The 22,501-nt window shown below is 72.8% G+C and carries 24 protein-coding genes and 1 pseudogene; 15 read left to right on the forward strand and 10 right to left on the reverse strand.

Features of this window, described 5'->3' with window-relative positions:
• Positions 1 to 62: 62 nt before the first annotated feature.
• From HF526_RS05055 to HF526_RS05100, 10 genes are all read left to right on the forward strand, one after another.
• The gene (locus HF526_RS05055; protein WP_169380072.1) at positions 63 to 1,736 is read left to right on the forward strand and encodes a nitrite/sulfite reductase; all 1,674 of its coding nucleotides are present in this window, start codon (positions 63 to 65) and stop codon (positions 1,734 to 1,736) included.
• Positions 1,733 to 1,900 carry a PDDEXK family nuclease gene (locus HF526_RS05060; protein ID WP_169380073.1) on the forward strand — a complete coding sequence of 56 codons (168 nt, stop codon included), beginning with the start codon at positions 1,733 to 1,735 and terminating at the stop codon, positions 1,898 to 1,900. The genes HF526_RS05055 and HF526_RS05060 overlap by 4 nt, the downstream gene beginning before the upstream one ends.
• Positions 1,897 to 2,601, forward strand: a complete 705-nt coding sequence (locus tag HF526_RS05065) for a phosphoadenylyl-sulfate reductase (protein WP_169380074.1) — start codon at positions 1,897 to 1,899, stop codon at positions 2,599 to 2,601. The genes HF526_RS05060 and HF526_RS05065 overlap by 4 nt, the downstream gene beginning before the upstream one ends.
• A complete protein-coding gene (gene cysD, locus HF526_RS05070; protein ID WP_169380075.1) occupies positions 2,598 to 3,500 on the forward strand; it encodes a sulfate adenylyltransferase subunit CysD in 903 nt (300 codons plus the stop codon). The genes HF526_RS05065 and cysD overlap by 4 nt, the downstream gene beginning before the upstream one ends.
• Positions 3,501 to 4,847 (forward strand): GTP-binding protein, encoded by a 1,347-nt coding sequence (locus HF526_RS05075; protein ID WP_169380076.1) that lies wholly within the window; start codon positions 3,501 to 3,503, stop codon positions 4,845 to 4,847.
• A 36-nt stretch (positions 4,848 to 4,883) separates the two neighbouring features.
• Positions 4,884 to 5,960: an ABC transporter substrate-binding protein gene (locus tag HF526_RS05080; protein WP_169380077.1), complete on the forward strand. Its 1,077-nt coding sequence runs from the start codon at positions 4,884 to 4,886 to the stop codon at positions 5,958 to 5,960.
• Positions 5,961 to 5,967: 7 nt separating this feature from the next.
• A complete protein-coding gene (locus HF526_RS05085; RefSeq protein WP_169380078.1) occupies positions 5,968 to 6,762 on the forward strand; it encodes an ABC transporter ATP-binding protein in 795 nt (264 codons plus the stop codon).
• 55 nt (positions 6,763 to 6,817) lie between these two features.
• A complete protein-coding gene (locus tag HF526_RS05090; protein ID WP_338051300.1) occupies positions 6,818 to 7,699 on the forward strand; it encodes an ABC transporter permease in 882 nt (293 codons plus the stop codon).
• 59 nt (positions 7,700 to 7,758) lie between these two features.
• Complete coding sequence (locus HF526_RS05095; protein WP_338051301.1) at positions 7,759 to 8,619, forward strand: sirohydrochlorin chelatase; 861 nt, start codon at positions 7,759 to 7,761, stop codon at positions 8,617 to 8,619.
• Positions 8,620 to 8,958: 339 nt separating this feature from the next.
• Positions 8,959 to 9,174, forward strand: a complete 216-nt coding sequence (locus HF526_RS05100) for a hypothetical protein (RefSeq protein WP_169380081.1) — start codon at positions 8,959 to 8,961, stop codon at positions 9,172 to 9,174.
• 64 nt (positions 9,175 to 9,238) lie between these two features.
• Here the strand turns inward: HF526_RS05100 and HF526_RS05105 are convergent, their stop codons facing one another.
• Both HF526_RS05105 and HF526_RS05110 read right to left on the reverse strand, forming a co-directional pair.
• Positions 9,239 to 11,182 (reverse strand): FAD/NAD(P)-binding protein, encoded by a 1,944-nt coding sequence (locus tag HF526_RS05105; RefSeq protein WP_169380082.1) that lies wholly within the window; start codon positions 11,180 to 11,182, stop codon positions 9,239 to 9,241.
• 400 nt (positions 11,183 to 11,582) lie between these two features.
• Positions 11,583 to 12,455: an LLM class F420-dependent oxidoreductase gene (locus HF526_RS05110; protein WP_169380083.1), complete on the reverse strand. Its 873-nt coding sequence runs from the start codon at positions 12,453 to 12,455 to the stop codon at positions 11,583 to 11,585.
• Positions 12,456 to 13,170: 715 nt separating this feature from the next.
• Here HF526_RS05110 and HF526_RS05115 point away from each other — a divergent pair.
• A complete protein-coding gene (locus HF526_RS05115; protein WP_338051302.1) occupies positions 13,171 to 15,252 on the forward strand; it encodes an ABC transporter ATP-binding protein in 2,082 nt (693 codons plus the stop codon).
• Between the two features lie 73 nt (positions 15,253 to 15,325).
• Here HF526_RS05115 and HF526_RS05120 read toward each other — a convergent pair whose 3' ends face one another.
• Together HF526_RS05120 and HF526_RS05125 are read right to left on the reverse strand one after the other, a co-directional pair.
• Positions 15,326 to 15,592 (reverse strand): hypothetical protein, encoded by a 267-nt coding sequence (locus HF526_RS05120; RefSeq protein ID WP_169380084.1) that lies wholly within the window; start codon positions 15,590 to 15,592, stop codon positions 15,326 to 15,328.
• A gap of 109 nt (positions 15,593 to 15,701) precedes the next feature.
• Positions 15,702 to 16,010, reverse strand: coding sequence for a PaaI family thioesterase (locus HF526_RS05125; RefSeq protein ID WP_338051303.1), 309 nt, complete (start codon positions 16,008 to 16,010; stop codon positions 15,702 to 15,704).
• Positions 16,011 to 16,028: 18 nt separating this feature from the next.
• Here HF526_RS05125 and HF526_RS05130 point away from each other — a divergent pair, with 18 nt between their 5' ends.
• Complete coding sequence (locus HF526_RS05130; RefSeq protein WP_169380085.1) at positions 16,029 to 16,826, forward strand: enoyl-CoA hydratase family protein; 798 nt, start codon at positions 16,029 to 16,031, stop codon at positions 16,824 to 16,826.
• Between the two features lie 14 nt (positions 16,827 to 16,840).
• On the opposite strand, the gene HF526_RS05135 is transcribed toward HF526_RS05130, so the two are convergent.
• Positions 16,841 to 17,449 carry a TIGR03086 family metal-binding protein gene (locus HF526_RS05135; protein WP_169380086.1) on the reverse strand — a complete coding sequence of 203 codons (609 nt, stop codon included), beginning with the start codon at positions 17,447 to 17,449 and terminating at the stop codon, positions 16,841 to 16,843.
• 87 nt (positions 17,450 to 17,536) lie between these two features.
• On the opposite strand from HF526_RS05135, the gene HF526_RS05140 reads away from it, so the two are divergent.
• Entirely contained in the window at positions 17,537 to 18,412 is an 876-nt protein-coding gene (locus tag HF526_RS05140) for an NAD-dependent protein deacetylase (RefSeq protein WP_338051304.1), read from the forward strand.
• A 111-nt stretch (positions 18,413 to 18,523) separates the two neighbouring features.
• Here the strand turns inward: HF526_RS05140 and HF526_RS05145 are convergent, their stop codons facing one another.
• From HF526_RS05145 to HF526_RS05155, 3 genes and pseudogenes are all read right to left on the reverse strand, one after another.
• Positions 18,524 to 18,703 carry a barstar family protein gene (locus HF526_RS05145; protein WP_169380087.1) on the reverse strand — a complete coding sequence of 60 codons (180 nt, stop codon included), beginning with the start codon at positions 18,701 to 18,703 and terminating at the stop codon, positions 18,524 to 18,526.
• A gap of 39 nt (positions 18,704 to 18,742) precedes the next feature.
• Positions 18,743 to 18,888: pseudogene (locus HF526_RS05150) on the reverse strand (ribonuclease domain-containing protein); the annotation flags it as partial.
• Positions 18,889 to 18,959: 71 nt separating this feature from the next.
• Positions 18,960 to 19,154 (reverse strand): hypothetical protein, encoded by a 195-nt coding sequence (locus HF526_RS05155; protein WP_169380088.1) that lies wholly within the window; start codon positions 19,152 to 19,154, stop codon positions 18,960 to 18,962.
• 44 nt (positions 19,155 to 19,198) lie between these two features.
• Between HF526_RS05155 and HF526_RS05160 the strand changes: the two genes are divergently transcribed.
• The gene (locus tag HF526_RS05160) at positions 19,199 to 20,164 is read left to right on the forward strand and encodes a zinc-binding dehydrogenase (RefSeq protein WP_169380089.1); all 966 of its coding nucleotides are present in this window, start codon (positions 19,199 to 19,201) and stop codon (positions 20,162 to 20,164) included.
• A 78-nt stretch (positions 20,165 to 20,242) separates the two neighbouring features.
• A complete protein-coding gene (locus HF526_RS35130) occupies positions 20,243 to 20,722 on the forward strand; it encodes a MarR family transcriptional regulator (protein ID WP_169380090.1) in 480 nt (159 codons plus the stop codon).
• Positions 20,723 to 20,749: 27 nt separating this feature from the next.
• Here the strand turns inward: HF526_RS35130 and HF526_RS05170 are convergent, their stop codons facing one another.
• Positions 20,750 to 21,397 carry an MOSC domain-containing protein gene (locus tag HF526_RS05170; protein WP_169380091.1) on the reverse strand — a complete coding sequence of 216 codons (648 nt, stop codon included), beginning with the start codon at positions 21,395 to 21,397 and terminating at the stop codon, positions 20,750 to 20,752.
• A 26-nt stretch (positions 21,398 to 21,423) separates the two neighbouring features.
• On the reverse strand, positions 21,424 to 22,464 hold the full coding sequence (locus tag HF526_RS05175) for a nitronate monooxygenase (RefSeq protein ID WP_420821589.1): 1,041 nt from the start codon (positions 22,462 to 22,464) through the stop codon (positions 21,424 to 21,426).
• Positions 22,465 to 22,501 lie beyond the last annotated feature (37 nt).

Below are 22,501 nucleotides of genomic sequence, written 5' to 3' on the forward strand. Positions count from 1 at the left end.
GCACCGGGCTCCGGGCCGTCCCGGAGTCGCGGTGTGCTCGGCCGCGATCCGGAGGCCCCGAATTGCCCCCCACCACCACGCAGCCCACGCGCAAGCGCGGCGAAGGCCAGTGGAAGCTCGGCCATCGTGAGCCGCTCAACCCGAACGAGCGGTTCAAGAAGGACGACGACGGCCTCAACGTCCGCGCCCGCATCGAGAACATCTACTCGAAGCAGGGCTTCGACTCGATCGACCCGTCCGACCTGCGCGGCCGGATGCGGTGGTGGGGCCTGTACACCCAGCGCAAGCCCGGGATCGACGGCGGCCGCACCGCGGCGCTGGAGCCCGAGGAGCTCGACGACCGCTACTTCATGCTCCGGGTGCGCATCGACGGCGGCGCGCTGACCACCGAGCAGCTGCGCGCGGTCGGCGAGGTCTCGCAGACCTACGCCCGCGACACCGCGGACGTCACCGACCGGCAGAACATCCAGTACCACTGGATCCAGATCGAGGACATGCCCGCGATCTGGGACAAGCTCGAAGGCCTGGGCCTGCTGACCACCGAGGCCTGCGGTGACACCCCGCGCGTCATCCTCGGGTCGCCGGTCGCCGGGATCTCCGCCGACGACAAGCTCGACCCGGAGCCGGCGATCCGGACGATCCTGGACCGCTACATCGGCAGCCCCGAGTTCTCGAACCTGCCGCGCAAGTTCAAGACCGCGATCTCCTGGCAGCAGGACGTCGCGCACGAGGTCAACGACGTCTCGTTCATCGGCGTCGAGCACCCCGAACACGGGCCGGGCTTCGACCTCTGGGTCGGCGGCGGCCTGTCCACCAACCCGAAGATCGCGCAGCGGCTCGGGGCCTGGGTCCCGCTGGACGAGGTGCCCGAGGTGTGGGCCGGGGTCATCTCGGTGTTCCGCGACTACGGCTACCGCCGGTTGCGCCACCGCGCCCGGATCAAGTTCCTGGTCGCCGACTGGGGTACCGAGAAGTTCCGTCGGGTGCTGGAGGACGAGTACCTCGGCCGCACACTGATCGACGGCCCCGCCCCGGTCACCCCCGAGCGCCCGATCGACCACATCGGCGTGCACAAGCAGACCGACGGCCGCACCTACATCGGCGTCGCCCCGGCGTCCGGCCGGGTGTCCGGTTCGACGCTGATCGCGCTGGCCAAGGCCGCCGAGTCGGCCGGGTCGCGGCGGGTCCGGCTGACCCCGCAGCAGAAGATCGTCGTGCTCGACGTGCCGGAGGAGAACGTCGAGACGCTGAAGGCCGAGCTGGCCGGGCTGGGGCTGCAGGCCGAGCCCTCACCGTGGCGGCGGGCGACGATGGCCTGCACCGGCATCGAGTTCTGCAAGCTGGCGATCGTCGAGACCAAGGAGCGGGCGATCCGCCTGGTCGAGGAGCTGGAGAAGCGCCTCGCCGACGTGCAGGACAGCCTCGAGGTCCCGATCTCGATCCACCTCAACGGCTGTCCCAACGCGTGCGCCCGCACCCAGGTGGCCGACATCGGGCTCAAGGGCCAGATCGTCACCGACGCCGAGGGCAACCAGGTCGAGGGCTTCCAGGTGCACCTGGGCGGCGGCCTCGGCCTCGACGCCGGCTTCGGACGCAAGCTGCGCGGGCTCAAGGTCACCTCCGCGGAGCTGGGCGACTACGTGGACCGCGTCGTGCGCCGCTTCGCCGAGCAGCGCGAGCCCGGCGAGCGCTTCGCGCAGTGGGTCGTCCGCGCCGCCGAGGACGACCTGAAGTGAGCGAGCGCGCCGTCCCCTTCTACTGCCCGTACTGCGGCGAGGAGGACCTGCGGCCCGCCGAGCAGACCGAGCGCGTCCCCCACGGCGCCTGGTACTGCGCGGACTGCCTGCGGACGTTCTCGCTGAAGCTGGTGGGGATCGGAATCCCGGAGGTGTCCCGATGAGCGTTGCCACCGAGACGGACCTGCGCGCCGTCGCCGAGCGCGGCGCGGCCGGGCTCGGCCCGGACGCGACCGCCGAGCAGCTGCTGAGCTGGGCCGCCGAGACGTTCGGCCAGCGGCTGATCGTCGCGTCCAACATGCAGGACGCGGTGCTCGTCGACCTCGCGGCGAAGGCGAAGCCGGGCGTGGACGTCCTGTTCCTGGACACCGGTTACCACTTCGCCGAGACGATCGGCACCCGGGACGCCGTCGGCGCCGTCCACGACGTGCGGATCGTCAACGCCGAGCCGGAGCACTCCGTCGCCGAGCAGGACTCGCTGCTGGGCAAGGACCTGTTCGCCCGGGACCCGAACCGGTGCTGCGGGCTGCGCAAGGTCGTGCCGCTGCAGCGCACGCTGGCCGGCTACGACGCGTGGGTCACCGGCGTGCGCCGCGTCGAGGCCCCGACCCGCGCGAACACCCCGCTGATCACCTACGACGAGAAGTTCGGGCTGGTGAAGATCAACCCGATCGCCGCCTGGAGCGACGAGGACATGGACACCTACATCGCCGAGCACGGGATCCTGGTGAACCCGCTGGTCGCCGAGGGCTACCCCTCGATCGGCTGCAAGCCGTGCACCGCCAAGCCACTGCCGGGCGCCGACAAGCGCTCCGGCCGCTGGGCGGGCACGGGCAAGATCGAGTGCGGGCTGCACGTCTCATGAGCGCCGCGACCCTCGACGCCCTGGACTCCCTGGAGTCCGAGGCCATCCACATCTTCCGTGAGGTCGCCGGCGAGTTCGACCGCCCGGTGATCCTCTTCTCCGGCGGCAAGGACTCCACGCTGCTGGTGCACCTCGCGGCGAAGGCGTTCGCGCCCGCGCCGGTGCCGTTCCCGCTGCTGCACGTGGACACCGGGCACAACTACCCGGAGGTCATCGACTTCCGGGACCGGCTCGCGGCCCGGATGAAGCTGCGCCTCGAGGTCGCGCACGTGCAGGACTGGATCGACGACGGCCGCCTGGTCGAGCGGGCCGACGGCACCCGCAACCCGCTGCAGACCCAGCCGCTGCTGGACTCGATCGTCGAGCACCGCTTCGACGCGGTCTTCGGCGGCGGGCGCCGCGACGAGGAGCGGGCGCGGGCCAAGGAGCGGATCATCTCGCTGCGCGACGCGTTCGGCCGCTGGGACCCGCGCAAGCAGCGTCCCGAGCTGTGGAACCTCTACAACGGCCGGCACGCCCCGGGCGAGCACGTCCGGGTGTTCCCGATCTCGAACTGGACCGAGCTCGACGTCTGGCGCTACATCCAGCGGGAGGACATCGAGCTGCCGTCGATCTACTACGCGCACCGGCGCGAGGTGTTCCGCCGCGACGGCATGTGGCTGGCCGAGGGCCCGTGGGGCGGCCCGCGCGGCGCGGAGACCCTCGAACTCAAGACCGTCCGCTACCGCACCGTCGGGGACGGCTCGTGCACCGGCGCCGTCGAGTCGACGGCGACGACGCTGGACGAGGTGATCGCCGAGGTGATGGCGTCCCGGCTGACCGAGCGTGGGGCCACCCGGGCCGACGACCGGCTCTCGGAGGCCGCCATGGAGGACCGCAAGCGTGAGGGGTACTTCTAAGTGACGAGCCAGACGCGGGACCTCCTCCGCTTCGCCACCGCCGGCAGCGTCGACGACGGCAAGTCCACCCTGGTGGGCCGGCTGCTCTACGACACCAAGTCGGTGCTGGCCGACCAGATCGAGGCCGTCCGGCGCGCGTCGGTCGACAAGGGACTGTCCACCCCGGACCTGTCACTGCTGGTCGACGGCCTGCGCGCAGAGCGTGAGCAGGGCATCACGATCGACGTCGCGTACCGGTACTTCTCCACACCGGTCCGCGAGTTCGTCCTCGCCGACACCCCCGGCCACGTGCAGTACACCCGCAACACGGTGACCGGGGCGTCCACCGCCGAGCTCGCCGTGCTGCTGGTCGACGCCCGGCACGGCGTGGTCGAGCAGACCCGCCGGCACGCCGCGGTGCTCGCCCTGCTGCGCGTCCCGCGGCTGGTGCTGGCCATCAACAAGATCGACCTGGTCGACTACGACCAGGCCGTCCTGGAGGCCATCGCCAAGGACTTCGCCGGGCTGGCCCGCGCGCTCGGTTTCGCCGACGACGCGGTGCTCACCATTCCGGTCTCGGCGCTGGTCGGCGACAACGTCGTCGAGCGCTCCGAGCGCACGCCCTGGTACGACGGCCCGACGCTGCTCGGCCACCTGGAGTCGGTGCCGGTCACCGGCCCCGAGGTCGACGCCCCGTTCCGGATGCCGGTGCAGTACGTGATCCGCCCGCGCACCGACGAACTGCACGACTACCGCGGCTACGCCGGTCAGGTCGCCGCCGGCACCGTCCGCCCCGGTGACGAGGTCGTGGTGCTCCCGGCGGGCCGGCGCACCACGGTCGCGGCCGTCGAGACCGCGGACGGCCCGCTGGCCGCCGCGAGCGCCGGGCGTAGCGTGACCGTGCTGCTCGACGACGACATCGACATCTCCCGCGGGGACGTCCTCGCCGCCGTCACCGACCAGCCGCGGGTGACCGACGAGCTCGAGGCCACCCTGTGCTGGCTGGCCGAGAAGCCGCTGCGCCCCGCGGCCCGCCTGCTGCTCAAGCACGGCACCCGCACCACCCAGGTGATCGTGGGCGCGGTGTCCGACCGGCTCGACACCGACACGTTCACGCTCTCCACGCCCGAGCAGTTGGAGATCAACGACATCGGGCGGGTCAGCCTGCGCACGGCAGACCCGCTGCCCGTCGACGACTACGCCGACGTGCGGGCCACCGGCAGCTTCCTGCTGATCGACCCGCCGACCGGCAACACGCTCGCGGCCGGGCTCGTCGGCAGCCCGCTCGTCCTGGTCGATCTCCCCGGCTCGGCCGACGGTTCGCCGCGCAGGCTCGGCTCCGGCGAGCCCTCCACTCCCGGCCCGTAGTCCCCCGCTGCGGCCATCGAAAGGAATCCCGACGACATGCCCCTCCGCTCCCGAGTCCCCGTCGCCGTCCTGGCCGTTCTCGTCACGGTGGGGGTGCTGGCCTCCTGTTCTCGAGCGGAGGAGCCAAGCAGCTCGACCGCGCCGGTGGCCACGTCCCCGGCCGGCGAGCTGCGCCTCGGCTACCTCCCGAACATCACGCACGCGCCGGCGCTGATCGGGCTGAACAAGGGGTTCTTCGCGAGCGAGCTGGGCAGCACGAAGATCATCCCGCAGTCGTTCAACGCGGGCCCGGACGAGGTCGGTGCGCTCCTCGGCGGCTCGCTGGACGCCGCCTTCATCGGCTCCGGGCCGGCGATCAACGCGTTCGCGAAGTCAGGCGGCGAGGCCGTCCGGCTGGTCGCGGGCTCGACGTCGGGCGGGGCGCAGCTCGTCGTCAGCCCGGACATCACCTCTCCCGCGCAGCTCAAGGGCAAGACCATCGCCACCCCGCAGGCCGGCAACACCCAGGACGTCGCGCTGAAGACGTGGCTCAAGCAGAACAACCTGCCGCAGGGCGCCGACGGCGTGACGGTGCAGAACATCGACAACCCGCGCGCCCTGGACCTGTTCCGCAGCGGGCAGATCGCCGGCGGCTGGCTGCCGGAGCCGTGGAGCTCGCGGCTGGTCGACGCCGGGGCGAAGGTCCTGGTGGACGAGCGGTCGCTGTGGCCGAACGGCCGGTTCCCGACGACGGTGCTGGTCGTGCGCACCCAGTACCTGGCCGAGCACCCGCAGACCGTCGAGGCGCTGCTGCGCGGCGAGCAGAAGGCGGTCGAGTTCGCCACCGGCAACCCGGCCGAGGCCAAGACCGTCACCAACGACGCGATCGCGCAGCTGACGAACACGAGCCTGCCCCCCGCGGTGCTGGACCGGGCCTTCACCGAGCTGACGTTCACCCTGGACCCGCTGGCGGCGACGTTCCCCCGGCTGTCCGAGGACAGCGTGACCGCCGGCGTCATGCCGACGGAGACCAACCTGCAGGGCTTCGTCGACGTCACGGCGCTCGACAAGGTCCTGCAGGCCGCCGGAAAGCCGACGGTGGACGCCGCCGGCCTCGACAAGACTCAGAGGTGATCGGGGCATGACCGTGACCATCATGAAGGGCACCGAGGCCCGCACCGGGCGGCCCGCCGTGCACCTCGACGGTGTCGGCAAGACCTTCGGCACCGGCTCAGGCGCCGTCACCGCGCTGCGCAGCATCGACCTGCAGGTGCTGCCCGGCGAGTTCGTCTGCCTGCTCGGCGCCTCCGGGTGCGGCAAGTCGACACTGCTCAACCTCATCGCCGGGCTCGACGACCCGACGACCGGGCGGGTCGAGCTGAACACCACTCGGCCGTCGTTCATGTTCCAGGAGCCGGCGCTGCTGCCGTGGCTCGACGCCGGCAGGAACGTGGAGCTGCCGCTGCAGCTCAACGGGGTCTCCCGGGGCGCGCGCCGCACCCGGGCCTCGGAGCTGCTGGAGTTGGTCCGGCTCGACGGGCTGGGCCGCAAGCGTCCGCACGAGCTGTCCGGCGGGATGCGGCAGCGCGTCGCGCTGGCCCGCGCCCTCGCCGCAGCCACCAGCGCGAACGGCAGCGCCGACGGGAACGGGACCTCGGGTCTGCTGCTGATGGACGAGCCGTTCGCCGCGCTGGACGCGATCACCCGTGACGTGCTGCAGGGCGAGCTGCTGCGGGTCTGGAAGGCGACCGGCACCACGGTCATCTTCGTGACCCACGACGTTAGGGAGGCCGTCCGGCTGGCCCAGCGCGTCGTGCTGCTGTCCTCCCGGCCGGGCACCGTGGTCGGCGAATGGGACGTCGAGCACGACGGCGACACGCTGCACGACGAGATCACGGCCCGGCTGCGCCAGGTCATCACCAGCCATGCCGCATGAGCTGACACCGGTCGGGGGACGCGAGGACGACGACCGATCGCGGCCGGGATCCCCGGTGAGCGAGGACGACGGCCGCGCGCTGGAGGACGCCGCCGCGGCCGTGGCCGGCCTCGACGCGCTCGACACCCCGAGCGCCCAGAAAGTGCCGTGGTGGCGGCGCGCGCTGTCGGTGTGGCTGCCGCCCACCGTCGCGCTGGTGCTGTTCATCGTCGTCTGGCAGATCGTCTGGGCCTCGGCCATCACCAGCGAGTACAAGATCCCGGCCCCGGCCGCGGTCTGGGCCCAGGTCACCGAGGTCTTCACGGACGGCCGGGTGTGGTCGATCCTGTGGACCTCGATCAGCCGCGCGTTCCTCGGCTTCTTCATCGCCCTGCTCATCGCCACCCCGCTGGGCCTGCTCGTGGCCAAGGTGAAGGTGGTGCGGTCGGCGATCGGCCCGCTGCTGTCGGGCCTGCAGAGCCTGCCCTCGGTCGCGTGGGTACCGGCCGCGGTGCTGTGGTTCGGGCTGACCGACGCGACGATCTACTTCGTCGTGCTGCTCGGCTCGATCCCGTCGATCGCCAACGGCCTGGTGGCCGGCATCGACCAGATTCCGCCGATCCTGCCCCGGGTCGGCCAGGTGCTGGGCGCCCGCGGCCTGACCAGCGCGCGGCACATCCTGCTGCCGGCGGCACTGCCGGGGTTCATCGCCGGGTGCAAGCAGGGCTGGGCGTTCTCGTGGCGCTCGCTGATGGCCGCCGAGATCATCGCGGCGGGCCCGCTACTGGGCTTCGGGCTCGGCGCCTTCCTCAAGGAGGGCAGCGACTTCAACGACATGCCCAAGGTGATCGCCGCGATCTTCCTGATCCTCGTGGTGGGCATCGGTATCGAGCTGCTCATCTTCCGCCCGATCGAACGGCGGGTCCTGCGGGCGCGCGGCCTCTCGCTGGGGCGCTAGGGCGGGAGATCGGCCACATGAGCGGGCGGCGTGACGATCATCCGGGTAGCGTTTCCGGAGTGTCCATCAGGGTCGATCACGCAGCCGGTGCCGTGGGCCCGGACGCGGGTCGGCACCCGGTGGACAGGTCACGCCCCGCTCTGGTCGCGGTCGCGCACGGCAGCCGCGACGGCCGCTCGGCGGCCACCATGGCGGCGCTGACCAGGGCTGTGCGCGAGCACGCCCCCGGGCTGGACGTGCGGCTGTCCTTTCTCGACTTCAACGCCCCGCGGCTGCCCGACGTGCTGGCCGCCGTCGCGGCCGACGGTCATTCGCAGGCCGTCGTGGTGCCGCTGCTGCTCGGCGCGGCGTACCACGCGAAGGTCGACGTCCCCGCGGCCGTGGACGCGGCGGTGCACCGGCACCCGAGGCTGCGCATCGTGACCTCCCAGGTGCTGGGCTCCGCCCCCGTGCGCGGCCCGTGGTGCTCCAGCGCCGCTTACCGCGCACGAGCGGCGCAGCCGCTCCTCGACGTCGCGTTCGCCCGGCTGCGTGAGGCCGGCGCCGATCCCGACGACCCGGGGCTGGGAATCGTGCTGGCCGGGGCCGGCTCGTCCGATCCCACCGCCAACGCGGTGGTCGCCGGGCTGGCGGCCTCCCGGCCGCGCACGGTGGCCGCCTTCGCCGCCGGGGCGGGCCCGAAGGTCGACGCGGCGCTGGCGAGCCTGCGGGACCGCGGCGCCACCCGGTTCGCGGTCGCCCCGTGGTTCCTCGCCCCCGGCCGGCTGCTCGACCGGGTCCGCACCACCGCGCAGGCGGCGGCGCCCGGCGTCGTCGCGGCCGAGCCGCTGGGCGACCACCCGGTGGTCGCCCAGGTGCTGCTCGGGTGCTACCGCGCCGCCGGCGCGGAGACCGAGGAGTGTGCCGATGCCGTCGGCTGAGCCCCGGGTACCGGGCCATGTGCGCGAACCCCTCCTGGAACGTTCCTGGCCGCCCGCATGCGCACGCTGAACGTCGCCGACGGCCCGTGCACGGTAAGTGATGCCGGAGCACCGCTCACCGCGCACGACCCCGGCCGACCCATGAAGACAACCGGGCCGCCGAGGCCCGGGTCGGTGGCGTGGCCACCGACGGCCGCCCGGGGCGCGGCGGCCGCTGAGGAGGGGGCGCGGTTGACCCATCGCCGCGACCTCGACCATCGCCGGACGGCGAGCGCGCTGTGTCAGGAGACGACCACACCCCCGGCCGTTTCCCGACCTGTTCACAGGAGAGAAGTTGTAATGTCCGTTTCCACCGACCACGACAACGCTCAGCAGACCGTCGCCGACCGCCTGCTGACCTCGCTCGACGACCTCGTGCAGCGGCACCGCGCGCTGGCACTGCACGGCGAGCACATCGAGCTGCACACCGAGCTGATCGCCGCCGAGGTGGCGCACGAGCTCGCGATGGCCCGTAGCGCGCTGCACCGGCAGCCGCAGCTGCGCCGGGTGAGCTGACCCCCATCCAGCGGCCTCGTCGCCCCCGGGCTTCCCGGGGCGCCGACGAGGCCGCGGATCACCGTCAGGCTGCCCGGTCGATCCGTTCGGGCAGCGCCTCCGCCACGCTGCTCAGCACCGCGCGGGCGACGGCATCGTTGTAGCGCAGGCTCTGCGCGTTCGTGCCGGGCCGGGTGAACGCCCCGGCGACCTTGACGACGGTGTGCGGCCCGACCGCGAACCGCCGCGGATGGGCCACGCCGTCGGCGTCGAGCAGGGCCCCGTCGGCGGGCCGGACCCGGATCAGCCCGGTGTTGAGCAGCACGCTGCCGTCGTCGTCGAGCAGGATGTCCTCGGCCGCCGCGCCGTCGCGGAGCAGACCGGCCAGCAGCGGGTCGACGGTGCGGCCCGCGCTCGGGCCGGGCAGCCGCGCGTCGACGACGACGCGCGCGGTGACCGGCGGCGCCCCGGCCAGCGCGGCGCTGCCCGCGCGGAAGACCCCGGCCGTGTCGTCGACGTCGAGCCACATGCCCGGGCCGAGGAAGTCGACGTAGCCCGCCCGGGACAGCGCGAGCAGCTCCCGGACCCGGAATCCGGGCGGCCCGCTCGTGACCGCGTTGAAGAAGCTCTGCCACCACCCGACGTCGTGGGCGCGAGACCGGTCGGACAGCGCGCCCTCCCCCTGCAACCGGGTGATCTCGCCGTACACCGACAGCATCGCGACGAACGCGCCGAGGTGCGGGGTGTACGCCGGATCGACGTGCTGGCGCAGGTCCTCGGCGATCCGTGCCCGGACCAGCGGCTGCAGCCCGGCGAGGGTGTCGGCGCGCAGGCCGTCGAGAGGCCGGTCGAGCGTGGCGAAGTCGATCCGGTCGATCGGGTCCGGGACCGCCTCGGTGAGCAGCCGCGCCATCTCGGGGCTGTCCCAGTCGGCGGCGGCGTACCGCTCGGCGAACTCCCCCCACCCGAGCCGGACGCGTTCGGGGTGGCCCATGACCAGCTCGTGGTACCAACCCCAGCCGATCTCCTTGGCCATCAGCGGCCACAGCTCGGCGCGCAGCTCCAGCGGCCGGCCGGTGCCGGCCAGCCGGTCGAGCACGTCGGGCGAGAAGAACCGCGGCAACGACGGGCGGCCGGCCTGCAGCTGGTAGTGCGTCTTGGAGTGGTAGGGCGCGCCGCGGGGCGACCCGGCGAACAGCCGCGGCTCGGCCCCGGACGGGACGTAGCGCAGCTCGCCGTCGCCCCGGTCCTCGAAGCGGCCGCCCCGTCCCTCGAACAGCAGCACGACCAGGTCGACGAACGCGAGCCCCATCCCGCGGACGATCACCGGTTCGCCGGGTTCGATCACCGACAGGTCGGAGTCGGTGGTCTGCTCGGGCGGCAGGTAGCGCAGCCCGTGCTCCCCGGCCCGGCGCACGAGGCCGGCCTCGTCGTCGGTCGGACGGGCGTCCAGGTGCCCGGAGGCGAGCACGACGGTGTCCACCCGCAGCGGCTCGGCCAGGCCTTCGACGCTGACCAGCTGGTCCTCGCCGTCCTCGGCGAGCGCGGTGGCCCGGCCCCGGTGGACGTGCACGTGCACCCGGTCGGGCAGCCCGGCGACCACGCGCCGGAACACCCAGCCGAGGTACTCGCTCTGCAGCCGGCGGCTGGGGAAGGTGGTCGGGGTGACGGCGCGCAGCTCGGCGGCCAGCACCGGGCCGAGATCGCCGATGTCCTCGCCGGGCAGCTCGCCGTCGCGCAGCAGCTCGGCCCACCGGGCGAACGTGGGGCCGGGACGGATCGGGCCGGCGCAGACCACCGTGGCGTCGGTGAACATGGTGACGTCGGCGGCCATCGAGTTCATGGCCAGCAGCGGAGACTGCTCGTGCCGCCAGATCCGCCCGCCACCCGCCGGAAACGGGTCGATCATGTGCACGTCGAGCTCACCGTCCGGGTAGAGCTCGGGCAGGCTCGCACCCAGTCGCTCCAGGATCCCGGTACCGCGCGGCCCGGCACCGACGATGGCGATGCCGGCACGGCTGGTGGTCATCGATCTCCCCTCACCGAAACGCTGTCACGGACGGCGGTTCGCGGTCGCGCCGGGCGACCGCGAACCCCTCACAGTGCTGCGCTGGTGCGGCAGAAATCCACGTGCCGGCGACGGGTGGACCAGATCGTGCGCAGCGCGACCGGGGCCCTCCGGGTGTGCGTCGCGGCGTACACCCCCTCGACTGTAAGGGCCCGACAGGTCTGCGGCCAGCGGATCGGTCGAACCTCACGGCCCGGTGACGCGGGTCGCGCCTGCCCTGCGGCGGCTGCTCGAGGTGGCGAAGCGGGGCGAGCGCCACGACCGGGCACTGTGGACGGTGACGGCGGCTCGTGGACGCCCGCGGGTTCGACCGCGAGGTCGTCCCGCTGGTGCGCGCCGAGGTCGCCGGGCGCGTCAGCGCTCAGAACCGGGCCGCGGCCGGGATGACGTCGCGCCCGAGGATCTCCAGCGGTTCGATCCGGTACACCTGCGGCACGATGCCGTGCGCCTCCTGGATGCCCAGCTCGGACAGCTTCTGCAGCTGGGCGAGCAACGGGCCCGTCTTGTCGCCGTTCGCCCCGGGGTCGAGCGGCAGCATGACGGTCTTCTCGATCTCGTCGTAGTCGCGGCCCTCGGCGTCACAGTGCCGGCGCAGCACGTCGAGCTTGTGTTCCAGTTCGGGGCCGGGGAAGAGGTTGCAGGCCTGGGCGTAGCGGGCGACGAAGCGCAAGGTCTTCTTCTCGCCGCTGCCCCCGATCAGGATCGGCGGGTGCGGCTTGCGCAGCGGCTGCGGCGCGTTCAGGGTCCGCTCGAGCTGGTAGTGCTTGCCGTTGTACGGACCGTCGTCGTCGCTCCACATCTGCAGGCAGATCTGCAGCGCCTCCTCCAGCCGCTCGAAGCGCTCCGCGGTCGGCGGGAACGGCAGCCCCAGCCCACGGGCCTCCTCCTCGTACCAGCCCGCCCCGATGCCCAGCCAGGCGCGGCCGCCGGAGAGGACATCGAGGGTGCTGACGATCTTCGCGAGCATCCCGGGCACCCGGTAGGTCGCGGCGGTCACCCAGGCGAGGATCTCGACGCGGGAGGTGTGCGCGGCCAGGTACCCCAGCGTCGTGTACGCCTCGAGCATCTCGTGCTCCGGCGGGCCGACCACGCTGATCTGCCACAGATGGTCCATCACGCTCACCCGCGCGAAACCCGCGTCCTCCGCGGCCGTCACGATCCGCGTCAGGTCACCCGCGAGCCCGGGCGGGCCGCTCGGGTAGGTGAAGTCCGCGATGTGCAGTCCGATCTTCATTCGCTCGTCCCCAGGGTCGGTGATCGGCTTCCTGCACGACGATAGTCCGGTCCGGGGAGAATCGCCCGGTGACACCGCCACCGATCTGCAATCGGCGCCCGAACAGAACCGCGGACGCCGCGCCGGCACGCACCACGAAAGAGCCCCGGCGCGCGGATCCGCATCCGGTTGGCCATTCACATCTGATTCTCAGGATTCATCCTAGCAACCCTCGACGCGGTTGCGCGAACCGGTCCCGCACATCTCTCATTACGCTTTTGTGCTCACCTTGACCTGCACTCTTACTCCTTCCATAGTCTACAGACAGAGCTTCCACACACACGACAAAGCAGTTGCCGGAAACGAGCCGGATGGGAGCCCCAGACGGACACGGATTTCGAAATACGGTCGCGTCGTTCGACTATTCGAGTGATCCACGATGAATAGTGAAACGGAGCGATGCCCGGCGGAGATACTCCCGATGCGAACCCCGCCGGGGGTCGTGGAATCAAAAGAAAGGGTAACGGAATGTCTTGGTCCAAGTGTGTCCCGGTCGTCCACAAGAAGGAGTGCAACCACCCCGCTCCCCCGAAGCCGGCCTGTGACGAGCACCGCCGTGAGCTGAAGCACAAGAAGCACCACCACAAGGCTCACAAGCCGGGCTGCTGAGCAGGACCATCCCGAGCGGCCCCGCCCGTGTCCGCACGGGCGGGGCCGCCGTCCGTCTGGAGTCGTCGTGACCACAACCGCTGCCACCGCGCTGGTGGACCAGGCGCCCCGGGTTCGGCTGCGGGCCGTGTTCGACCGGTTCTGGCCGTACACCCGGCCGTTCCGCGGCCGGCTGGCGCTGAGCCTGCTGCTCGCCGGGATCGGCCCCGCACTGAGCACCGCCTCGATCTGGCTATTCAAGATCCTCGTCGACGACGTCCTGACGCCCCACGACTTCCGCCTCTTCCCGGAGGTCGCCGCCGGCTACCTGACCATCACCCTGCTCGAGGGCCTCGCCACCTTCGCCGACGAGTACCTCTCGGCCTGGGTCGGCGAGCGATTCGTCCTCGACCTGCGCACCCGGCTGTTCGCGCACCTGCACCGGCTCTCGCCGGGCTACTTCGAGAACCGCCAGCTCGGCGACATCATGTCCCGCCTCACCGGCGACGTCGGCGCCGTCGAGCAACTCGTGCTCACCGGGGTGAACCAAGGCCTGACCTACCTGGCCCAGATCGCCCTGTTCACCGGGGCGCTGTTCTACCTGAACTGGCAGCTGGCCCTGGCCTCGCTCATCGCCGCCCCCGGCTTCCTGCTGGTGGCCCGCGTGCTGTCGCGGCGGATCCGGGACGCCTCCCGGGAACAGCGGCGGCGCTCCGGCTCGATCAGCGCCGTCGCCGAGGAGAGCCTCGGCAACGTGGCGCTCGTCCAGGCCTACGACCGGCAGGCCGACGAGGTGGCCCGTTTCCACGAGGAGAACCTCGGCGGCTTCGCCGCCCAGATGCTCGCGGTCCGGCTGGAGGCGCTGTTCGGCCCGCTCAGCAGCCTGCTCGAGACCATCGGGGTGCTGATGGTCATGGGCCTCGCGGTGTGGGAGCTGACCCAGGCCCGGATCACCCTCGGCGGCCTGCTGGTGTTCATCGCCTACCTCACCCAGCTCTACGGCCCCATCACCGGCACCGGGAGCCTGTGGAACTCCGTCTTCGCCGCGGGTGCCGGAGCCGAGCGGATCATCGAGCTGCTCGCCGAGGAGCCGGGGGTCCGCGAGCCCGACGCCCCCCGCCCGCTGCGGCGCGCGACGGGGATGCTCGCGGTCGAGCAGCTGAGCTTCCGCTATCCAGGCACCGACCGGGCCGCCCTGTCCGGGATCGGGTTCCGGGCCGCCCCCGGGCAGAAGGTCGCCATCGTCGGTGCCAGCGGCGCGGGCAAGACCACCCTGACCAAGCTGCTGCTGCGCTTCGCCGACCCCGACACCGGCCGGATCACCCTGGACGGGCACGACCTGCGCGAGCTGTCGCTGAGCGACCTGCGGCGCAACATCACCGCCGTCCTGCAGGAGACGCTCGTCTTCGACGGCACCGTGGCCGACAACATCCGCTGGGGGAAACCGGACGCGACCGGCGAGGAGATCACCCGCGCCGCCGTCGCCGCCGACGCGCACGACTTCATCACCCGCTTGGCCGACGGCTACGACACCCGCATCGGGCAGCGCGGACGGCTGCTCTCCGGCGGGCAGCGCCAGCGTCTCGCCATCGCCCGCGCCGTGATCCGCGACTCGCCGGTCCTGCTGCTCGACGAACCCACGACCGGCCTGGACGCCGAGTCGACCCAGCGGGTCATCGCGCCGTTACGCCGGCTGATGGCCGGCCGGACGACGATCATCATCTCGCACAACCTGCTGACGATCGCCGACGCCGACCTCATCCTGTTCCTCGACGGCGGCCGGATCGAGGGTGCCGGCACGCACGACGAGCTGCTGCGTACCGTGCCCGGTTACGCCCGGCTGTACCGGCTGCACCACCCGTCCGCCGGACCGCAGGCACCCGTCCACCACCCGCGGGCCGTTCCCCCCGGCCGCGACGGGCGGCCCTGGCCGCCCCGGCCGCAGCCCCGGGCACCGAGAGTCCCGGCGGCCCCGGGCGGACCCGGTCCCCGCCACGTCGGCCCGCCCACACCGGGTCCGCGGCCGGTTCCCCACCCGGGGCTGCTGCCGGTGCCCCCGATGATCGGGCTGCGGGGCGACCGGCACGGGCCGCGGCGAGCGCCGCAGAACCCGGCTGGCGGGCCACCGGATCAGCTTCGGTATCGGGACCCCACGCCGCGGTCCGGATGATGCGCCCCGGCGAGCGGGAGCAGCACGCCACCCGGCCCACGGGCGCAATGGCGGGCTTCGCCTCGGTCGGCTCCTAGGCCGAGCGGAGCCCACCGTCGGGCAGGTCGAGCGCGGGACGCCGTCCGGGGCGCCGGGACCGGGTCGGCAGCGGCCTGCTGCGCACCGGGACACCCCGGGTGTCGGACTCGAAGTCCACCAGCATCCGGCGGAACTCCGCGCGGACCGTGCTGGAGCCGAGGTCCACCTCGTGGAACCTGCGGTCGAGCATCAATTGCGCGATCGTGCTGCGCGGCCGGTCGGCACCGATCTGGGTGAGCAGCCAGTCCTCGAACGTCGCCATCGGAGTCTCGATCAACACACACTGCCTTCGTGCCGGGGAGCGGACCTCTCCACGGTGCCACGGTGCGGCGCCGGGTTACCGGCGGCTGTGACCCGATCCTCGCCGCCCGCTACCGCAGCACCGCCCGGGTCCGGGTCACCCGCCCGACCGGCCTGCCGTCCGCGTCGCGCACCTCCGTGCCGATGACGATCACGCTCCGCCCGGCGTGCAGCGGGCGGGCCGCCGCCTCGACGTGACCCGCGCTCACGCCGCGCAGGAAGTGCGTCGTGGAGTCGACGGTCGCGGTGCCCGTCGACCCGTCGGGCAGGTCGAGGAACGCGCTCCAACCGCCCGCCGCGCCGGCGAGCCCCATCAGCGCGCCGCCGTGCAGCAGGCCGCCGGCCGTGCACCGAACGCTGCGGGGTCCTACCGCCGGCACCGACTACGGTCGCGTCTCATGACCGCCCCCGCCACCGGTGACAACGCCGCCCCGGAACTCGTCCACCTCGACGTCGACAGCGGCGTCGCGACGATCACGCTGGACTCCCCCGCCAACCGCAACGCGCTGTCCGCCCAGCTGCGCCGCGAACTGCTCGCGCACCTCGACGCGGCGATCGCCGACGACGCGGTCCGGGTCGTCGTGCTGACCCACACCGGGCGGGTGTTCTGCGCCGGCATGGACCTCAAGGAGTCACGCGGCGCAGGCGCGCAGGGCCAGGGGGTCAACGAGGTCCCGGCGATCCTGGAGCGCATCTGGAGCTCGCCGAAGCCGGTGGTCGCGCGGCTGGCCGGCCCGGCCCGTGCGGGCGGGGTCGGCCTGGTCGCGGCGTGCGACCTGGCCGTCGCCGCGGAGGAGGCGACGTTCGCGTTCAGCGAGGTCCGGATCGGGGTCGTCCCCGCGGTCATCTCGGTGACCGTGCTCCCCCGGTTGCTGCGCCGCGCCGCGCACGAGCTGTTCCTCACCGGCGAGACGTTCGACGCCCGCCGCGCCGCCGCGATCGGGCTGATCAACAGCGCGGTGCCAGCGGACGAACTCGACGCCGAGGTCGACCGCTACGTCCAGGCGCTGCGTCTCGGGGCGCCCGGCGCGCTCGCCGGGACCAAGGAGATGCTGCGCCGCGAGCGGCCGTCGTCGATGCGTGAGGACTTCGCGCAGATGCAGGACCTCTCCGCCCGCTACTTCGCCGGCGACGAGGGCCAGGAAGGCATCCGCGCCTTCGCCGAGAAGCGCCCCCCGTCATGGGTGGACGCCTGATTCGCCGAGCAGGCTCAGGGGCGCCGGTGGGGGTTGCGGCCGGTGACGCCCAGAGCGCGTTCGAAGGCGGGCGCGGACGGGGCGACCGGCACCTCCGGGCCGAACCAGCCACCGTCGCGTCCCGTCTGCGCCATGCCGGAGGCGGCCTCCACCACCGCCTCGCCCAGCCCGGGCGGGCAGACGAGGCTCTGACCGGTGGCCGCGGCGACGTCCCAGGCGTGGCTCACGAACTCGCTGGTCATGATGGAGCCGACCATCGCGGCGGGCATCGTCGAGCCGCCGAGGTCGGTGTCACCCTCCCGGGCCTGCGGGTCGGCCCAGACCCGGGCGGCCGCCTCCGCCTGCCGGCCGGCTGCCTCGGCCCACCGCTCCTCCGGGACGTCGACGAGGAACGGCACGAGGACGAGGAACGGCACGAGATCGAATCCCGCCCACGCGGGGTCCCATCCCATCCGGGTGCCCGACCGCTCGGCGAGCAGGAAGCCGAACGCGCGATGGTTGGTCGCCTTGGCCACGGTGTCGTCGCTGCACGGGCTGGGATCGGCGAACCGGTCGGGGCGCGCGCCCCGGATCGCCGTCGTGGCGATGTCGACGCTCTGCGCGAAATGGTCTGCGTGATCCATGCCCCGACCCTCCCGCGGGCCGCCACCGGGGTCTTGTAGGAACGCGGCCCCGCGCCCGGCGTTCGGTATCCACCTACCCTGGGGGCCGTGCAGAGCTCAACCGTCGCGTCGTCCGTCGAGCGCGCCCTGGACGTGCTGGCCGGTCGGCGGGTGGTCGCGCTGACCGGTGCGGGACTGAGCACCGACTCCGGGATCCCCGACTACCGCGGCCCCGGCTCGCCCGCCCGCACCCCGATGACCTTCGACGAGTTCCGATCCGGCGAGCCGGCGCAGCGCCGCTACTGGGCGCGCAGCCACGTCGGCTGGGCACGGATGCGGCGCGCCGAGCCGAACGACGGCCACCGGGCGTTCGCGGACCTGGAGCGCACCGGCGTGCTGCGCGGGCTGATCACGCAGAACGTCGACGGGCTGCACCGCGCCGCAGGCAGTCGCTCGGTCATCGACCTGCACGGCCGCATCGCCGACGTCATCTGCCTGGACTGCCACCAGGTCACCCCGCGCGACCACCTGCAGGCGCGGCTGGCCGAGCTCAACCCGGGTTTCGCCGCGACGGCCGGGCCGGCGGTGGAGACGGCCCCGGACGGGGACGCGGTGCTCGAGTCGGTCGAGGGATTCCGGATCGCCCCCTGCACGGCGTGCGGCGGTGTGCTCAAGCCGGACGTCGTGTTCTTCGGTGAGAACGTGCCACGGGACCGGGTTGCACAGGCGTACGCGCTGGTCGACGCACTGGCGCCGGACCCGTCCGGAGATCCGGGCGGGGTGCTGCTGGTCGCGGGCTCTTCGCTTGCGGTGATGTCCGGGCTGCGTTTCGTCCGGCACGCGTTCAAGCACGGCATCCCGGTGGTGATCGTCAACCGCGGCCGGACACGCGGCGACGAGTTCACCACCGTGCGGGTCGACGGCGGTTGCTCCGAGGTGCTGCCGGTCCTGGCCGCTGCGGCGGCGGGGTCGGCCGCGGTCTGAGGTCCGGTCGAGCGACGAGGAGGCCCGCCCGGTCTTCTCGCCGCGCCGGCTGCTCCCCGTTCGTCATCTCCGGCTCCGCAGACACCACTCACAACGGCCTCGGCCCTCCCCTCACGGACTCGATCGCCGACCCGAGCACCTCGAGTACCGCCGGTATCCCGACGGGTCCGTCCGGCGCAGCACGTTCGACCCGTCCCACCAGCACCACCTCACCGGTCGCAGCCAGGACAGGTCGGTCAGGCTGTCGTGCAGCGCGTCGAGGTTGTGCCCGAAGTACTCCGGGAAACGCAACGCCTGCCCGACGGCCGGTCCGCTCCACGCCGCCGGTCATCAGCCGGTGGCGGCCGCGTCGACGACGACGAAGCTCGCGTAGTGATCGGCGGTGTAGTACAGCTCGCGCTTGCTCCCCGTGATGAGGCGGCGGGCGCCGCGGTCGCGTTCGCCCGGGTCGGCACGGTGTATTCGTGGTAGTAGCCACGAGGACCCGAGCGGCACCACCACGGCAAGACCCGCGGCCGCGGCGAACCTCGCCTTTCGGCGCACCGATTCAGGAACGGTCTCGAGGGGAGCGGGAGCGCCACGGCCAGCGGGCCACGGCGGCGTCGACACCACGATCGAGCAGCCCCGCAGCCGCCCAGCACAGCGGCAGCAGCACAAGGATCGCGAGCACGACCTGGAACGGGAACGCGAGCTGGGTGACCCACAGCTCTATCGCGTCCCACCAATCAGCCAGCGCGCGCACGCCTCACACAGTAGCCGGGCCGCGACATGACTAGATTCCCTGACATGTTCGCCGTCTACGCCGCAGAGCCCAACGCCGACGCTCCGCTCGACTCCCTGACCGTGGGCGAGCGCCCCGACCCCGAGGTCCCCGACGGCTGGGTGGCGGTGAAGGTCACCGCCGCCAGCCTGAACATGCACGACATCTGGACCCTGCGTGGGGTCGGCATCAAACCCGACCAGTTCCCCATGATCCTCGGCTGCGACGGGGCCGGGATGCTGGAGGACGGCACCGAGGTGGTGCTGCACTCGATCATCGGCGACCCGAACTGGAGCGGCGACGAGACCCTGGACCCGAAGCGCACGCTGCTCACCGAGAAGTACCAGGGCACCTTCGCCGACACCGTCGTGGTGCCGGCCCGCAACGCCGTCCCGAAGCCCGAGGGGCTGACCGCGGTCCAGGCCTCGGTCATGGGTACCGCGTGGCTGACCGCCTACCGGATGCTCTTCACCAAGTCCGGGCTCAAGCCGGGGCAGACCATGCTCGTGCAGGGCGCGTCGGGCGGGGTGTCCACTGCGCTCGTTCAGCTGGGCCGGGCCGCCGGCATGCGGGTCTGGGTGACCGGGCGCACCGAGGAGAAGCGCGCACTGGCCGAGAAGCTCGGGGCGCACGCGACGTTCCCGTCCGGCGAGCGGCTCCCGGGCAAGGTGGACGCGGTGTTCGAGACCGTCGGTGAGGCCACCTGGTCGCACTCCATGCGGGCGCTGCGTCCGGGCGGGACGATCGTCGTCTCCGGCTCCACCAGCGGCCCGAACCCCGGCGCCGACCTGCAGCGACTCTTCTTCCTGCAGCTGCGGGTCGAGGGGTCGACCATGGGGACGCGCCAGGAGCTTGCGGACCTTCTGACGTTCGTCGCGAACGCCGGCATCTCCCCGGAGATCGGACTGGAGCTGCCGATGGAGCGGGCCGAGGAAGGCTTCCGCGCGATGCTCGAGGGCGACACCGCGGGCAAGATCGTCTTTACTCGCTGACACCGGATCTTTCAAGGCTGCACTGTTTTCCCAGCGGACGCGGGCAATTAGTCGCTTCAGCAAGTACAGTCAGTCACCGTGTCTGAGCCATCCAGTCGAACGGCGCCGGGGGTCGTGGTCACCGTCCCGGCGCCGCGTGTACCAGGTCTGGTCGAGTTGCTCGACCGGGTGGACCGTGCGGTCGCCGCCGCACTGTCTCCGGTCACCTCGGCGGAAGGCGTCAGCCGCGACGGCTGGCGAGTACTTCTGATGCTCGCACGGGGTGGCGGGCGGAGCATGGGTGAGATCGCCACTCATACCGCTCTGCCCGCGCCCACCGCGACGCGTGTGGTCGACCGGTTGGTCGCGAGCCAGTTGGCTTACCGCAGGAATGATCCGGTCGATCGCCGGAGAGTACTGGTGCACCTCGCCCAGGACGGGCGGGCGGTCGTGGAGCGGGTCTGCGGCCGGGTCGAGCGGAAGGTCGGTGCCGCGCTCGGGTCTGCACACACACCGGAGCGTGCCCAGCTCGCCGAGCTGCTCGAGATCCTGGCGGCGCGCCGCCCCGATCTCGGCTGACCTCCCCGAATCCCCGCCGGACTGTCGTCACTCCCGCGCCGGCGTCCTCTCGATCGCAGCCAGTGTCCGATCGAGCCATTTCCGCCCCCGCGGGCCGAAGTCGCCGCGTGCCGACGCCACCCGTTGCAGCAGCTCGCGGCGCCCGCCCACAGCGGCCATCACCTCGGCCACGGTGACCCCGTGCGCCGGTCGGTCCACCACGTGGACCGGATCGCCGCCCTGAACGTCCGCCGGACGCTCGACGGCCAGGTAACACCCCGGCCGTCCGGCCGCCAGGAACCGCCCGACGAGGTCCGGCACCTGGACGAAGCCCGCGAACGTCGAGCAGGGGATGCGCGGGGCCGTCACCCGCAGTACCGCCGCGCCCACCTGCCACCGCTCGCCGATCACGGAGCCGGAGCAGTCGACCCCGGACAACGTGAGGTTCTCACCCACCCGTCCCGGCCCCATCGGACGGTCGAGCTCGGCGGCCCAGAACGCGAGATCCTCGGCCGCGTAGGCGTACACCGCCTGCTCCGCGCCACCGTGATGACGCAGGTCGCCGATCCTGTCACCGGCGACACCGCCGACGTCGAGGAACACCGGGCCCGTCACCGGTCGCTTGTCGATGCCGCTGCGGCCATGCCGGCTCAGCAGGCCTCCCGGGCCGGTCGCGGCCAGGTTGACCGAGGTCACCCGCCCGCCCGGTGCACCCGCGCCGCTCACACCCCGGCCCCGAGCCGGTCGGTGAGCCGCCGGGCCGCCGCGGCCGCCTCGTCACGCAGCAGCGCCACCAGCTCGGCGGCCGGCAGCGGCCGTACCAGTGGATAGGCCTGCCCGGCCCACAGCGCCATCCGGTCGGGCTCGCCGTGAGCCCGGATCGGGGCGGTGATGTGGTGCACCTGCGGGTAGGCCGCCGGTGCTGCGGCACCGTGCGCGTCCAGGAACGCGTTGCGGATGCCCCGCGCGGTGCGACCGGTGAACGCCCGGGTGAACCCGGTGCGCGGCCCGTCCGGAGTGGAGAGCGCGGCCCGGTGTGCAGGCTTCGTCCCGGCCTCGGGACAGACGAGAAACGCGGTGCCGAGCTGCGCGGCGACGGCCCCGGCGGCGAGCACCGCCGCCACCCCGGCGCCGTCGGCGATGCCGCCGGCCGCGACCAGCGGCAGCTCCACGGCCGCAGCGACCAGGCGCAGCGCCGCGAGCAGCCCGAGCGCGTCACCGCCGGCCGGGTCCGCCGGGTCGTCGCTGAACAACCCGCGGTGCGCGCCGGCCTCCATGCCCTGCACGACCAGCGCGTCGGCGCCGGCCGCGGCGGCCTGCCGGGCCTCGGCCGGACCGGTCACCGTCACCACGACCTCGCTGCCCACCGCGTGCAGGTCGCGCACGGTCGCCGCATCCGGGCAGCCGAACGTGAACGACACCAGCGGGACCGGCTCGGCCAGCAGCAACGCGAGCTTGCCGGGGTAGCCGTCGTCGTCGTAGCGCGGCTCCCCGGGCTCCAGGCCTGCCGCGACGAGCCGCTCCCCGTACTCCGCGGCACCGGAGTCGCGGCGCGGGCCGGGCAGGAACAGGTTCACCCCGAACGGCCGGTCCGACAACGCCCGCAGCGCAGCGATCCGCGCGGCCAGCGCATCGGCGTCGAGGTAACCACCGGCGAGGAAGCCGAACCCGCCGGCCGCACCCACTGCGGCCACCAGTTCCGGCGTGGTGCCGCCACCCGCCATCGGCGCCGCGACGACGGGCGTGGTCAGGTCGGCCAGCAAGGTGCTCATGGCGGACATGCTGCTCCCCTGCACCCGT

Source organism: Pseudonocardia acidicola, assembly GCF_012911935.1.
Taxonomy (GTDB): Bacteria; Actinomycetota; Actinomycetes; order Mycobacteriales; family Pseudonocardiaceae; genus Pseudonocardia; species Pseudonocardia acidicola.